General features: G+C 69.9%; 17 protein-coding genes. 8 read left to right on the forward strand and 9 right to left on the reverse strand.

The window, feature by feature from the left end; all coding sequences use genetic code 11:
* The first annotated feature begins 52 nt into the window (after positions 1–52).
* The 4 genes from crcB (G361_RS0105225) (at position 53) to rplL (ending at position 2,349) form a co-directional block, all read left to right on the forward strand.
* Positions 53–568 (forward strand): fluoride efflux transporter CrcB, encoded by a 516-nt coding sequence (gene crcB, locus G361_RS0105225; protein WP_019926003.1) that lies wholly within the window; start codon positions 53–55, stop codon positions 566–568.
* Positions 565–924: a fluoride efflux transporter CrcB gene (crcB, locus tag G361_RS0105230; RefSeq protein ID WP_019926004.1), complete on the forward strand. Its 360-nt coding sequence runs from the start codon at positions 565–567 to the stop codon at positions 922–924. The genes crcB (G361_RS0105225) and crcB (G361_RS0105230) overlap by 4 nt, the downstream gene beginning before the upstream one ends.
* A gap of 116 nt (positions 925–1,040) precedes the next feature.
* Positions 1,041–1,826: an acyl-ACP thioesterase domain-containing protein gene (locus G361_RS0105235; RefSeq protein ID WP_019926005.1), complete on the forward strand. Its 786-nt coding sequence runs from the start codon at positions 1,041–1,043 to the stop codon at positions 1,824–1,826.
* 139 nt (positions 1,827–1,965) lie between these two features.
* A complete protein-coding gene (rplL, locus tag G361_RS0105240; RefSeq protein ID WP_019926006.1) occupies positions 1,966–2,349 on the forward strand; it encodes a 50S ribosomal protein L7/L12 in 384 nt (127 codons plus the stop codon).
* A gap of 40 nt (positions 2,350–2,389) precedes the next feature.
* Here rplL and G361_RS0105245 read toward each other — a convergent pair whose 3' ends face one another.
* Complete coding sequence (locus G361_RS0105245) at positions 2,390–2,977, reverse strand: TetR/AcrR family transcriptional regulator (RefSeq protein ID WP_019926007.1); 588 nt, start codon at positions 2,975–2,977, stop codon at positions 2,390–2,392.
* A 133-nt stretch (positions 2,978–3,110) separates the two neighbouring features.
* Between G361_RS0105245 and G361_RS0105250 the strand changes: the two genes are divergently transcribed.
* Positions 3,111–4,397: an aromatic ring-hydroxylating dioxygenase subunit alpha gene (locus tag G361_RS0105250; protein ID WP_019926008.1), complete on the forward strand. Its 1,287-nt coding sequence runs from the start codon at positions 3,111–3,113 to the stop codon at positions 4,395–4,397.
* Positions 4,398–4,401: 4 nt separating this feature from the next.
* Here G361_RS0105250 and G361_RS0105255 read toward each other — a convergent pair whose 3' ends face one another.
* Positions 4,402–5,214 (reverse strand): MBL fold metallo-hydrolase, encoded by an 813-nt coding sequence (locus G361_RS0105255; protein ID WP_026342721.1) that lies wholly within the window; start codon positions 5,212–5,214, stop codon positions 4,402–4,404.
* Positions 5,215–5,353: 139 nt separating this feature from the next.
* Here G361_RS0105255 and G361_RS42380 point away from each other — a divergent pair, with 139 nt between their 5' ends.
* The 3 genes from G361_RS42380 to G361_RS0105270 all read left to right on the forward strand — a co-directional run bounded on the left by G361_RS42380 (position 5,354) and on the right by G361_RS0105270 (position 8,075).
* Complete coding sequence (locus G361_RS42380) at positions 5,354–6,280, forward strand: LysR family transcriptional regulator (protein ID WP_019926010.1); 927 nt, start codon at positions 5,354–5,356, stop codon at positions 6,278–6,280.
* A gap of 45 nt (positions 6,281–6,325) precedes the next feature.
* Entirely contained in the window at positions 6,326–7,381 is a 1,056-nt protein-coding gene (locus tag G361_RS46660) for a C40 family peptidase (RefSeq protein ID WP_019926011.1), read from the forward strand.
* Positions 7,382–7,505: 124 nt separating this feature from the next.
* Positions 7,506–8,075 (forward strand): histidine phosphatase family protein, encoded by a 570-nt coding sequence (locus tag G361_RS0105270; protein ID WP_019926012.1) that lies wholly within the window; start codon positions 7,506–7,508, stop codon positions 8,073–8,075.
* A gap of 6 nt (positions 8,076–8,081) precedes the next feature.
* On the opposite strand, the gene G361_RS0105275 is transcribed toward G361_RS0105270, so the two are convergent.
* The 7 genes from G361_RS0105275 to G361_RS0105305 form a co-directional block, all read right to left on the reverse strand.
* Positions 8,082–8,513, reverse strand: a complete 432-nt coding sequence (locus G361_RS0105275) for a hypothetical protein (RefSeq protein WP_019926013.1) — start codon at positions 8,511–8,513, stop codon at positions 8,082–8,084.
* Positions 8,510–10,108, reverse strand: a complete 1,599-nt coding sequence (locus G361_RS0105280; RefSeq protein ID WP_019926014.1) for a hypothetical protein — start codon at positions 10,106–10,108, stop codon at positions 8,510–8,512. Before G361_RS0105280 ends, G361_RS0105275 begins: the two co-directional genes overlap by 4 nt.
* A 15-nt stretch (positions 10,109–10,123) precedes the next feature.
* Positions 10,124–10,561: a hypothetical protein gene (locus tag G361_RS0105285; protein WP_019926015.1), complete on the reverse strand. Its 438-nt coding sequence runs from the start codon at positions 10,559–10,561 to the stop codon at positions 10,124–10,126.
* Positions 10,562–10,658: 97 nt separating this feature from the next.
* Entirely contained in the window at positions 10,659–11,348 is a 690-nt protein-coding gene (locus G361_RS0105290; RefSeq protein WP_026342722.1) for an HNH endonuclease family protein, read from the reverse strand.
* A 125-nt stretch (positions 11,349–11,473) separates the two neighbouring features.
* Entirely contained in the window at positions 11,474–12,418 is a 945-nt protein-coding gene (locus G361_RS0105295; RefSeq protein WP_231386786.1) for a hypothetical protein, read from the reverse strand.
* A gap of 90 nt (positions 12,419–12,508) precedes the next feature.
* Positions 12,509–12,691 carry a DUF6011 domain-containing protein gene (locus tag G361_RS0105300; protein ID WP_019926018.1) on the reverse strand — a complete coding sequence of 61 codons (183 nt, stop codon included), beginning with the start codon at positions 12,689–12,691 and terminating at the stop codon, positions 12,509–12,511.
* Positions 12,692–12,793: 102 nt separating this feature from the next.
* Positions 12,794–13,972 carry a thiolase family protein gene (locus tag G361_RS0105305; protein ID WP_019926019.1) on the reverse strand — a complete coding sequence of 393 codons (1,179 nt, stop codon included), beginning with the start codon at positions 13,970–13,972 and terminating at the stop codon, positions 12,794–12,796.
* Positions 13,973–14,070 lie beyond the last annotated feature (98 nt).

Consider the following 14,070-nt stretch of genomic DNA (forward strand, 5'->3'; position numbering starts at 1 on the left):
CACCAACAGTCCCTACTTGACCAGCAGTCCTGTGTTCGAGTAGGAGTCCGTCGTGCCCGAAAACCGTCCGCCCCGGCCCGTCGATCCCGATATCGACCTCCACATCCCCGCCCAGCGCGGCGAACTCGCGCGCGAACACGGCGCGGTCCTCGCGGTGATCGCCGTCGGCGGCGGTCTCGGCGCACTGGCCCGCTTCGGCATCGCGCAACTGTTGCCCACCCGGCCCGGCGCCTTCCCGTGGGGCACCTTCGTCACCAACGTCGCCGGCTGCTTCGCCATCGGCGTGCTCATGGTGTTCGTCACCGAGACCGCGTCGGTGCACCGGCTGGTCCGGCCGTTCCTCGGCGTCGGGGTCCTCGGCGGATTCACCACCTTCTCCACCTACGCCGTCGAGACCCGCGGCCTGCTGCAACCCGGCACGGCGCCACTGGCATTCGGATATCTCGCCGGCACCGTCGCCGCCGCACTGCTCGCCGTGTACGCCGGGGTCGCCCTCGGCCGCGCGGTCCTGCCGATCGCCGCCGGCCCGGACCGGCTCACCACCCGCACCGAGGAGAACGCCTCGTGACCGTCGTCCTCGTCCTCCTCGGCGCCATGGTCGGCGCACCCGCCCGCTACCTCACCGACCGGGCCGTGCAGGCCCGCCACGACAGCGTGTTCCCGTGGGGCACCCTCACCGTCAACGTGATCGGCTGCCTGATCCTCGGCGCACTCGGCGCCGCCGCCGGCCGCCCCGAACTGGCCCTGCTCGGCACCGGATTCTGCGGCGCGCTCACCACCTACAGCACCTTCGGCTACGAGACGATCCGGCTGCTGGAACAGCGCAGCCACTTCTACGCGGTGATGAACGTGGCCGTCAGCATCATCGCCGGTCTCGGCGCCGCGCTGGCCGGCTACGCCGCCGCCGCGGCGATCGCGGGCTGACCGGTCGCCCCCACCCGCGCCGATCCTGCATTACCCTCGAAACCACTGTCGGTGGCGGGCGGCAGCCGATCACCGTGCCGCGCATGCCGATCGATCCAGGACCACGAGGTGTGCCGATGACGAGTCCGTTCGCCCGCGTATCCCGCGCATCCCAGCCCGCCGTGGACCAGCCGCTGTCGCCACTGCCGGCGGCCGGGCACATCTTCGACCGCACGCTGCGCCTGACCCCCACCGATCTGGACGGCGGCCACTGCCTGCGCCCCGACGGCGTCGCCCGGCACATGCACGAGACCGGTATCGAACACCTCGCCGCCAAACACCTGCTCGCCGGCAACCCGCACTGGACGGTCCGGCGCACCGTCGTCGACATCATCGAGCCGATCGTCTACCCCGCCGAATTACGGCTGCGCCGTTGGTGTTCCGGCCTGGCCTCGATGTGGTCGGCGATGCGGCTGCGCCTGGACAGCGACACCGGCGGCCTGGTCGAGACCGAGGGCTTCTGGGTGCACCTGAACCCCGACACGCTCAACCCCGCCCGCATCTCCGACCGCTACCTGCAACTGATGGCCACCACCGCCGCACCGGATCCGCTGCTGTGGCGGCCGTGGCTGCGCCCCCCGCTGCCGGCCAGCATCGGCGACCGATTCCCCTTGCGGCGCAGCGACTTCGACCATCTCGGCCAACTCGCCGCCGTCACCTACTGGGCCGCGGTCTACGAATACATCACCGACGCCGCCGATGTCACCGCCCGCCCGCACCGCTACATCCTCGAATGCCACAAACCCGTACGCCTGGGCGAACACGTCGACATCTACACCGACCGCGGCCGCGACGGCCTCACCATCTGGTTCGCCGTCGACCGCGACGTCCGCGCCCTCGCCCAACTACGCCGCGCCCCCTGACCGGCCGGCCCGCCGTCCACTCGCGAACCGCCCGGAATTCCGGGCGGTCCGGGCATTCGGACACAGAATCGAAACCCCGTGCCGCCGAAGTGATCCCTATCATGGATATATCGCCTGGTCGGTTGCGCAAGGGGACACCATGGCCAAGATGTCCATCGAGGAACTGCTCGATGTCTTCAAAGATATGACGCTGCTGGAACTCGCGGAGTTCGTCAAGGCGTTCGAGGAACAGTTCGGCGTCACCGCGGCCGCCGCGGCCGTGCCCGCCGCGCTCGCCGCGCCGGCCCCCGCCGACGCCCCCGAGGAACAGGACGAATTCGACCTGATCCTGGAATCGTTCGGGGACAAGAAGATCCAGGTGATCAAGGCGGTCCGCGAGATGATCACCGGCCTCGGCCTCAAGGAGGCCAAGGACCTCGTCGAAGCGGTCCCCAAACCGATCCTGGAACGCGTCGACCGCGACGCCGCCGAGGCCGGCAAGTCGAAACTCGAAGCCGCCGGAGCCCGCGCCGTCGTGAAATGACCCGGCCCACAACGCATCCGGCCCGGCCCGCGACGGCGGATCAGACGCCGGGACGCCGGGGCGCGCGCAGTCCCAGGATGCGCCGGCCGGTGTCGAGCAGCGCGGCGGCGAGGGTGTCGTCGTCCAGATCGGCGGGCGCGCCGGAGGCCGCACCGGCCAGGCCGGTCAGCACCGTGGTGGCGTGCACCAGGCCCAGCGGGCCGGGATCGGCTTCGGACAACAGGGCCGGGGGACGGGCGATGACCTCGCTCCACTCCGGATGGTGGCGCAGCACCCGCAACACACTGGGATCGGTGGTCAGCACCGACGACGTCGAGCGGCTGGCCGCCACCAGCGCCGCATAACCGGTCAGCATCGACTCCGCGCGCGCCCGCGCGGTGCGCTGCTGTTCCGCGGCCCGGATCACCTCCCGCAACCGGGTCAGCATCGGCTCCATCACCGCCACCAGCAACTGGTCCCGGGTGCGGAAGTGGTAGTAGACCGCGGCCTTGGTGACACCGAGATCGTCGGCGACCATCTGCAGCGAGGTGCCGGCGAAGCTGTGCCGTACGAACAGCGCCACGGCGGCCTCGAGGAAGCGCTGACGGGAGTCGTTGTCCCAGGCGGTCGGGCGCGCGGCGGTCGTCATGCCCGCATCCTACTGGTCGACCGGCGTATCTCTACTTTACGATCGGCTAGTAATTTACTTGCCGAACGGCTAGTGTCACGGATAGTTGTGACGCGCCCGCCGCAGCAGCCGGCGGCAGTGGAAAGGACACGGGATGCCACATTTCGCGAAGCCCGCGGAGGGGTCGTGGACGCAGCACTATCCGCACCTGGGCACCGGCCCGATGTCGTTCGAGGATTCGATCTCGCCGGAGCACTACGCCCACGAACAAGAGGCGATCTTCGCCCGCACCTGGCTCAATGTCGGCCGCGTGGAACAACTTCCGCGCAAGGGCAGCTACTTCACCCGGGAACTGGCCGTCGTGGCCGCCTCCCTGCTGATCGTGCGCGACGCGCAGGACGAGATCCGCGCCTTCTACAACATCTGCCGCCACCGCGGCAACAAACTGGTCTGGAACGACTACCCCGGCGAGGAAGTGTCCGGTACCTGCCGGCAATTCACCTGCAAATACCATGCCTGGCGTTACGGCCTCGACGGTGAACTCACCTTCGTCCAGCAGGAACAGGAATTCTTCGACCTCGACAAGAGCACCCACGGCCTGAAATCCGTGCGCTGCGAGGTGTGGGAGGGATTCGTGTTCGTCAACCTCGACGACGACGCCGCACCGCTGAACGACTATCTCGGCACCCTGGCCAAGGGCCTCGAGGGTTACCCCTTCGGCGAGATGACCGAGGTCTACAAATACCGCGCCGAGGTCGGCAGCAACTGGAAGCTCTACATCGACGCGTTCGCCGAGTTCTACCACGCGCCGATCCTGCACGCGAAACAATACGTCTCCGGCGAATCGTCGAAATTGCAGGGTTACGGTTTCGAGGCGCTGCACTATGAACTCGACGGCCCGCACGGCATGGTCTCCTCCTGGGGCGGTATGGCCCCGCCGAAGGACCTGAACATGGTCAAGCCGATCGAAAGAGCCCTGCGCAGCGGCAATTTCGGCGCCTGGGACCGCCCCGACATCCCCGCCCTGGACAACCTGCCGCCGGGCCTGAACCCCTCCGGGCATCCCGCGTGGGGCCTGGACTCCTACATCTTCTTCCCGAATTTCATGATCGTGGTGTGGGCGCCGGGCTGGTACCTGACCTACCACTACTGGCCCACCGGCCCCGACACCCACATCTTCGAGGGCACCTGCTATTTCGCCCCCGCGCGGACCGCCACCGACCGGCTGCGCCAGGAACTGGCGACTCTGACGTTCAAGGAATTCGGCCTCCAGGACTGCAACACCCTCGAAGCCACCCAGTCCATGCTCGCCTCCCGCGTGATCACCGAATTCCCGCTCAACGACCAGGAGATCCTGCTGCGGCACCTGCACGGCAAGGCGATCGAATACGTGAACGCCTACGTCGCCGCCCGCACACCGGCCGCCACCACGACCGGGTAGCCGTTCAGGTCAGATGATCGAAATCGCCGCGGACCCAGCGGATGTAGCGGTCCGCGGAGCCGCGGATCACCGCGCGGGCATCGCCGTCGACCGTGTTGCCGAAATTGTCGTAGACCCGGTCGAAGGCGAATTCCGACACCACACCGGCCACCCGCTCGACCACCGCCGCCGACAACGGGATCCGGTTCGGATAGCTGCGCATGAACGCCACCGATGTCCGATCCGGATTGGCCTGCACGGTATCCGCGCTGAACAACACCCCCGCACCACCCGCGCCCGCGGCCCAGTGCGCCACGGCACTGCCCGGGAAATGCCCGCCCACCTGCCGGATCGTCACCCCCGGCACCGGCTCCAGCCGATCGCGCCACGGCTGGATCACCGGATCGGGGCGGGCCACCCACTCCAGGTCGGCGGCCGCGGCGAACACCGGCACGCCGCCGAGCGACCGGCTCCACTGCACCTGCGTCCCGTAGTGGTGCGGATGGCTGGCCACGATCGCCACCACCTCACCGAGTTCGCGCACCGTCGCCACCGCCGCCTCGTCGACATAACCGACGACATCCCACAACACGATGCCCGCCGGCGTGCGGATCAGATGCGACTGCTGGCCGATCCCCACCTTCGGGGTCACCGTCAGCCCGAACAGATCCGGCTCCAGCTCCCGGACCGCGGCACTGCGGCCCGAGGCGAGCAACTCCGCCGGCTCGATCCACCGCTGCCCCGCCGCCGGCACCCACTGCCGCTCGTCCGCGCAGATCCGGCAGATCTCCGCCGCCGCATCGTGTTCCACCGCGCAGGTGGCACAGATCTTCCACATGTCGCCCTCCACCGCCTCGGTCCGGCCCCGCGTCACCGTACCCGCGGTCGTGACCGGAATGCGAGCACGGGTTCATCGCCGGTCCCCCGCGCGCCGATAGGCTGACCCCGACCCGACTCACGACCGGCGGGAGCCGACGGTGGAACTCAGGCTGCTGGAATCGTTTCTCGCGGTCGCGGAGGAATTGCATTTCGGCCGCGCCGCCGCGCGGCTGCACCTGGCCCAGCCCTCGCTGAGCCAGCAACTGCAACGCCTGGAACGCAATCTCGGTGCGCGGCTGGTGGACCGCACCTCCCATCAGGTCCGCCTCACCGCCGCCGGCGAGGCGCTGCGCGACCACGCTCGTGTGTTGCTCGCCCAGGCCGAGGAGGCCCGCGCCGCGGTGCGCGCCGCCGCCGCGGGCTACGCCGGGACCCTGCGCGTCGGCTACAACTTCGCTGCGGGACAACGCATCCTGCCCGCCGCGCTGGCCCACATGACCACCGTCGCCCCCGCCGCACAGGTGAATCTCGTGGAACAGCGCACCGGCCCGCAACTGGCCGCCCTGTCCACCGGCGAACTCGACGTCGCCTTCGTCTACGGCCGCCCCGCCCTCGCCGAACACCGCTGCCGCCCACTGCTGCGGATCCCGCTGGTCGCGATCGTCGGGCCCGGCCACCGCTGGGCGGCACGGGCCCGAATGTCGTTCCGCGAGTTGGCCGATCAGCCCTGCGTACTGTTCCGGCGGGAGCAGAGCCCGGCGATGTACGACGCGCTGTTCGACGCCGCCGGCCGCAGCGGCATCACCTTGAATGTGGCGCACTGGCAAGACGATTCGAATGCGACCGCGATCCTGGTGTCGGTGCAGCCGCTGATCGGGTTCGCCTCCGCGCTGCGCGCCGGATTCGCCACGGCCGCCGGAGGTTACGCGCCCACCGCGGCGCTGACCCTCGACGATCCGGTGCCGACGGTCGAACTGTGCGCGGTCTGGCGCGCCGACGAGACCCGCCCGCTGGTGCGCACCTTCCTCGAATGCCTCACCCCCGAACCGATTCCGGATACCGCCACCGGTGGGAATGCCTCATAGTCATCCGTAGCCGGGAATCGGATGGGAGGCAGGTGCGGGAAGTCGATGGCGACCACGGACATCAACCAAGCCAAACGCGATGCCGCCGATCTGAGCGCCCCCGCGAACGCCTCCACGGGCCTCACCCAACTGGTGATCGCCGTCCGCAGCTACATCACCTGGTGCCTGGATCTGCTCGGATCCGGTGACCCCTCGGCCGCCCCCGACTTCTCCGACCTGATCACCAATCCGGCCACCAGCGAGCACGACAAGGGCAACTACAAGAACCTCGCCGACAACACCGACACCTCCCAGCTGTCGACGGTGTACAACCAGAATGTCAAACACGTCGAGAACGTGAACTCCGATCTGGTCCGCTACGACAAGGGCGTGGGCGGGCAGGTGTCCGACGTCGCCGGCATCGCGGGCAACGCCTGCAAGAACATCGACGGATCGATCGGCGACCTGCGCGCGGCCATCCCCACGAGCCTGCCCACCCCGATCTCCTACAAGGACGAGGGCCCGATCATCCACGCCTGCTTCAAGGCCGTGGACGACGTCTACACCGACATGCAGGACGCGGCCACCCAGATCCAGCGCCACGCCGGCCAGGTCGACGGCACCCAGCCACCGGTCGTCCAGACCAGCTACCACGGTGGCGACGGGGGCGCCGGCGCCGGCGCCACCCCGACCTACACGACCCCGCTGTCGGATTCGCAGATCCAGGGCCTGATCGGTGGCGTCACCGACTCCACCAAGAAGAAGTTCCTCGACACCGCGCTCAAACAGGCCGGCGACCCGTACGTGTACGGCGCCGAGGGCCCCAACGCCTTCGACTGCTCCGGCCTGGTCCAGTACTCGGCCCAGCAGGCCGGCATCAAGAACATGCCGCGCACGGCGTCCGAACAGTACTACGCGACGAGGAACCACCCGGTCAGCCCCGCCGATCTGCAACCGGGCGACCTGATCTTCCCGGACGCGCAATTCAACGAGGCCGGCGGTCCCGGCCACGTCATGATCTACGTCGGCAACGGCCAGGTCGTCGAGGCGCCGCACACCGGCGACCACGTCAAGGTGATCACGCTGTCCTCCGTCGGCGGCTACCACGCCACCCGCTTCTGAGTCACCCCCGACGCGGCCGGGTCCGGCCGGTTCCGTATGGTGGGGCGGCGGTTTCGCGGGATCGGTCCGCATCCGGTACCGCCGGGCGCCGGTGGTGCGTTCACCACGACCGGACGGAGAGGGTATGAGTGCGATCACCCGGCTGACCCTGATCACCCACGCGATCACCGACGCGGTCCAGGCCGCACGGTTCCCCGCGGACGAACCGCTCAACGCGCTCGGGCACCGCAGCGTCGAACGGTCCGAGGGCCTGCCCGACACCACACGGCCCGAGCTGGTCACGCTGGGGCCGGAGGCTCGGGTGACGGAAACCGCTGCCGCACTGGATCTTCCGGGTGACATCGATCCCGCGCTGGCCGACCTGGACTGCGGCCGATGGGCCGGTGCTGGAATGGACTCGATCCCGGCCGCGGACCTCACCGCCTGGCTCACCGAACCCGAATTCCACGGCCACGGCGGCGAATCCCTCGTCGATCTGATCGCCCGGGTCCGCGACTGGCTCGACCGGACGGCCCGGGAACCGCGGCGCGTCGTCGCCGTCACCCATCCCGCGATCGTCCGGGCCACCGTCCTGACCGCGCTGGACTCTCCCCCGAAGTCGTTCTGGCGGTTGGACATCCCGCCGTTGAGCGCCACCACCCTGCACCACCGCGGCGGCGCCTGGACCGTGCGCGGCACCGGGCATCCGCTGTAATCCGGTTCAGTCTCCCGGCGGGCCGGCACCGCGATCCGCGGCCGCACCGCCGGTGTCGCGGGCCGACCGCCGGGCGGCCATCAGCATGCCGACCGCCTCCAGCCATTGCGCGAATCGCATCTCCCGGTTCAGATCCGGGCCGGCGGCGGCGTGCGCGGCACTCATCCAGCCCCGCACCGCCACGACCGCCTCGTCCCCGATCACCGGTTCCGGCAACCGCAGTGCGGCAACGATTCCCATACTGCGCACGCAGGCCGACAGGAACACCATCGGATACGGGCCGACGCCGAAATCCTCCGCGTCCCGGGCCGCCGCGATCGCCGCATCGCCGAACAGGAACTCCCGGGCGGGCTCGTCGTCACCGAGCCCCGCGCGCACCGCGGCCTCGACATCGAGCTCCCACAGATCCTCGTCGGGGCGTTCCGGTATCGACGTCATTGCGGCAACAGGACCTGATACGCGGTGGGCAGCCCATCGGTGGGTGATTTACCGGTCAGATCACCGAGTTGCCCGTCCACGAACTGCTCCTTGGTCACCCATTCCGTGAAACCCCACGGATTGTAGATCTCCAGTTTGTCGCCCTGCGCGGCGAGAATCATCATCTGATGCGCGTCCCCCTTCGGGCCGACCACATCCACCGGCACGGGTTTGCCCTGATTCAGCGCCGCTTCCACCCGCGGCAGCACCGACTGCCGATCGGTCACCGAATTCGTCGAGACGGTCGTATAGGTGCTGCCGGTGGTCGTATTCAGCAACACCTTGGCATTCTGGGCCGGATCCGTACCCGAGGCCGCGAAATTGCCCCGGTACGCGTCCTGCACCCGCTGCGCGACCGTACCCGGCCGATCGTCGCCGGGATGCGAACCGCCCAGCGGCCCCTGCCCGGTGGTCAGGCTCAGCATGTAGACCGGATCGTTGCGCGCCCGCGCCATCACCGTGGACGCCGCCACACAGTCGCCGACATCCTGCTGGTTGTAGAACTCCCAGTCGTACACGTAGCCCGGCTTGTCGTGATCCGGTGTCGTCGTATGCGTCTGCCCCAGGTAGCCGGGGGTGTATTTGCCGTCCGGGCCCGGGGTCGTGTTCGGATCGTCGAGATGGGGATTCAGATGATCCGACAGCCAGCCGAGATCCTTCCCGTGCGGATGGATCACGGTGTCGAACTGCTGGATCTGTTTCAGCGAATATCCCGCCGCCAGCGACTTCCACAGATACGCGGCCTCCTGCGGGGATCCGGCGGCGGCGAGCATGGCCTCGAACGCCGCCCGGTCTCCCGCCGACATCCCGCCGAGCAGTTGCGAGGCGCGCTGTAACTGTGCGGGCGTGAGCAATTGGGACAGGGCATCCGCGGAGGGACCGTAATCGCCGGTATAGGACAACACGACCGCCGTCAGCGGATCGACACCGGGCGCCCGGACGGTGTGGGCCCGCGCGTCCGCGGCCAACTGGTTCAACAGGGTCGTCAGATCGTCGGCGGCGCCGTCGCGCAGCAGCCGGGCGGTCAGGCGACCGTGGCACCCGGTCGCGGCGTCGGCGAGGATCTTCACCCACTGCTGCTTGGACACCGACCCCGCCGTCGCCTGCCGCGACGCCGCCTGCAACGTGGACACCCCGGCCGCATCCCGGTTCTGCGCGGCGGTCAGCTTCACCGCGAACGTACTCAGCGCACCCGCGCCGGAATGATAGGAACCGATCGCCTCGGTCATCTGCCCGCCCAGCGCCGAGATCGCCTGCGCCGCCGTCTCCCCGGCGCCGCCGCGCCACGCGGCGGGCAGCGACGAGGTCGAGACCGCCGAAAGATCCTCGGCCGCACCGGCGGTCGTCCGTTCCGCCTTGTGGTACCGGCTCGCCAGGTCGGCGACCTGCGCAGGATCACCGCCGGGTCCCGGTGGCCGCAGGGCCGCACCGATCGCCTCCCGGCCGAGGTCCGGAAACCAGTCCAGCATCCAGAGATTCGCGCGCAACTCGTCCAGGATCGACAGGATCGAATGCAGGGCCTTGGCCGTCGGTGACGTCGGGGTCGCCTCGGCCATGGGTCCCCGCCCCGCTCAGCGGGTGGGCCCGATCGTCCCGCCGACGACCCGGCCGCCGGCCTCGTCACCGGCCCGGTACGCGGTGTTGCTGTCGGACACCAGCTTTGCCGCCTCGGTGACCGCCGCCGCCGAGACGCCGGTCTCCGCCAGCCACGCCGTGTGATAAGAGCGCCAGGCGGATTCGACGGTCGAGTCGCCGAACGTGCCCTGATCCGAACCGGGGAACACGAATCCGAGCAGACCCCACACCGGCAGCATCATCGCCAGCTGGGTGCGCAGATCGCCGAGGTGGGTACCGGCTGCCGCGATCGCCCGGGTCGGGGTCTCCAGCTCACTCGGATCGACGTACAGGGGTGCGCCCGAACCGGTTCCGACAGCCGGCGGGGACACCGTCCCGCCGGTCTCGTTCTTCCCGTCGGAGCCGCCGTTGCCGCCCCCCGTCGCCACCGCCATGCCGTCTCCCCGTCGCCGACCGTCTCGATCTTCGCACGCGGCTGTGGAAACGCTGTGGACGCCGGTGTTCCCAGCACCGGTGAGTCCGCGCGGACGATCAGCAGCCCTGCAGGACCCCTGCCATCGCGTCGTGCTCGGCCTGGGTCACCCACAGCCCGTAGATCGACTTCACCTGGATCTGCCGCTCGACATACGTGCAGCGGTACCCGGCCTGCGGCGGCAGCCAGGTCGCGGCGTCACTGTCGCCCTTGGACTCGTTGGTCGGCCCGTCGACGGCCTGCAGATTGCGCGGATCGTTGGCGAGATCGATGCGCTTGTCCGGCGGCAGCTGCTGGGCGCCGGACTGCCAGGCATCGCCGAGCGGCACCATGTGATCGATCTGCACGACGGTACTCTTCGGCCCGCGGGCGAAGGCGATGGTCTTGCCGGTGTAGGCGTCGTGCAGGGTGCCGGACTGGACCTGGCAGCCGGTGACCGGCTGGATGTCGGACAGATCCCGGCGCAGGATGTCGTCACGGGTGTCGCACTTGTTGTGGCCGCCGGGGGCGTCGTTGTCGTCGGTCCACGCCTGCCCGAACTGGTCGCGGCTGTAGCCGCTCATCGGCGCACTGCCCTTGATCACCAAGGTGGCCAGCATCTTCTGTGCGTCGGCGCCGCTCATCGGCCCGGGCTGACTCGGCCCGGCGGCGGGCGCCGGCGCGCTCACCGGTGTGGTGCTCGGCTTGCATCCGCTCAGCAGTGCGGCGACCGCCACAACACTCATGGACAGCTTGGTGACGGACCTCATCGAACATCCTTCGGCGTGCAGCAATTCGGCTCCCGGAGCGCCTTTTTCGCAGCGCACTCCGAACAGCTCCAATTGTGCATCACACCAGTGGGATTCGACCCATCGTTGCCCGATCCACCCCGGCCTCAGGCCGAACGCCGCCAGCCGGACTCCTCGAACACCCAGCGTTCGCCGGATCCGTCGAGCGCGAGATAGGTGGCGCCGACCGGTAATTCGACCACTTCACCGGCGATTTCGGCGCGGCGCAGCGAGTCCGCTGCCAGCCAGTAGGCGTGGTGCGCACCGTCGGACTCCCACTGCGCGGGTTCGATCGCGGCCGTGAAATGGTCGTCCCGCCGATACCCGTCGCCGCGGGCGCAGGTCCAGTGCAGTACCCGGCGGGTGGTGCCGGGAGCCCAGCCGCGCGGCGCCAGTTCGCGCTCATCGCCGCACACCGGGCACGGCCCCACCGGCCGCGGCGCGTACCGGAACAACAGCCAGTGCAGATCGATGACACTGTGCTCGGTGTCGGCGGCGGTGTCCGCGCCACCGGGACACAGGCAGTCCGGGCAGCGCAGATCCCGCAGACCGCTGCCGGTGCCCGGCCAGCCGCTGGGCCACTGCGCTCCGCAACGCCCGCAACCGTATTGGTGCCGGCCCGGCCCGGTCACATCGAATGCCGAACGGAAATCCGGCCTTTCGCGCAACGGCCCGAGATAGCCGGGATACCGGCCGAGCCGCCGCGGCCACTGCCCGCGGCCCTCCGCCGGCCACAGCAGGCCGATGCACCGCATCGCCTCGCCCGCGTCCCAGACCGCACCCGCCCGCGGCGCCACACTCTCCTCGTTCAGCCGATCGGCGAGATCGGCCGGATCACCGGATGTTTCGGCGTCGAGCGCGGCCAGCCGCCGGGCCGCCGCGTCCTCGAATCCGGCCGCGCGGGCCGCCGGGAAATCCGCGCACTCCAGCGCCGCGTCCCTCCGCGCCCGCGCCAGCCGATCCCGCTCCGCGCGTACCGCCAGCGCCGCCCGCTCGTCCGCACTCCCGGGCCACCGCTCGATCGCGGGGTTCCCGTACATTCGCCGTGGCACGACATCAGCATGCCAACAACCCCCGGATTGCGGAACCGGCGTACCGGTGGCGGGATCGTGCACCGCCGCAAGCGGTCCCGGGCGAGCGACTCAGGCGGCGATGTCGAACAGGGTCAGCTCGGCGCGCGCGGCCGCGCGTTGTTCGGCCCGTTCGCGCATCGCGCAGGTCGGGCCGATGCCGTCGGCGACCGAGGCCGGCGAGACGAGCCAGCCGTGACAGCGGCGGCAGTGGGTGACCAGCCGGACCTCGGGGTGGTCTTCGGTGTCGGCCATGTCGATCTCCTCCGGCCGTGGTGCTACTTCCCGAAGGATCGCACACGGTACCGACATGTTTCCGGCGCCGATGCGACCGCGCGGGGCGCACCGGCGCGGGACCTACAGCCGCTCGATGACGGTCGCGTTGGACATGCCCGCGCCCTCGCACATGGTTTGCAGCCCGTACCGGCCGCCGGTGGCCTCGAGGTGATTGAGCAGGGTGGTCAGCAGGCGGGCGCCGGACGCGCCGAGCGGGTGGCCCAGCGCGATCGCGCCACCGCGCGGGTTCAGCCGCTCCGGATCGGCGCCGAATTCGCGCTGCCACAGCAGCGGCACCGGCGCGAACGCCTCGTTCACCTCGTAGGCGTCGATATCGGCGATCGACAGGCCCGAACGGTCCAGCGCGCGGCGGGTCGCGGGGATCACGCCGTCGAGCATCAGCATCGGATCGCTGCCGGTCACGGCGAAGGTGTGGAACCGCGCCCGCGGGCGCAGACCCAGCGCGGCGGCCCGTTCCTCACTCATGATCAGCACCGCGGCGGCGCCGTCGGTGAGCGGGGAGGCGTTCCCGGCAGTGATCCGCCACTCGATCTCGGGAAACCGCTCGCCCAGCTCCGGATCCCGGAACGACGCCGGCAACCCCGCCAGGCCCGCCGCGGTGGTGCTCGGGCGGACCGTCTCGTCGACCGTGCGGGCGACGCCGTCCACCTCGACCGGCACGATCTCGGCGTCGAAACCACCGGCCGCAGTGGTGCTCGCGGCCCGCGCGTGCGAGCGGGCGGAGTACTCGTCGAGCGTCTCGCGGTCCAGCTTCCAGCGCGCGGCCAGCAACTCCGCCGAGATGCCCTGATTGACCAGGCCCTCCGGATACCGGGACGCGACCAGCGGCCCGGCGGCGTCGCGGCCCATCGACGCGGTGCCCATCGGCACCCGGCTCATCGACTCCACACCACAGGCGATCGCGACGTCGTAGGCGCCGGCGATGACACCCTGCGCGGCGAAATGGGCGGCCTGCTGGCTGGAACCGCACTGGCGGTCGACCGTCGTGGCCGGCACGTGCTCGGGGAATCCGGCGCCGAGCACCGCGCTGCGGGCGATGTTCAGCGCCTGCTCACCGGCCTGCCCGACGCAGCCGCCGATGACGTCGTCCACCAGGCCCGGATCGATGCCGGTGCGCGTGACCAGCGCGGTCAGCACATGCGACAGCAACGCGGCGGGATGGATACCGGACAACTGCCCGCCCGGCTTGCCTCTACCGGACGGCGTGCGCACGGCATCGACGATGACAGCGGTGGTCATGGACTCCTCCTCGAGTTCGGCAACACGCCGACAGTTCCCTAACGATCGCTAGATAGAACGGGAGGGTCAAGGCGTACGGTGGCGATCGAGAGATGGGT

The organism is Nocardia sp. BMG111209 (assembly GCF_000381925.1).
In the GTDB taxonomy this organism is placed as follows: domain Bacteria; phylum Actinomycetota; class Actinomycetes; order Mycobacteriales; family Mycobacteriaceae; genus Nocardia.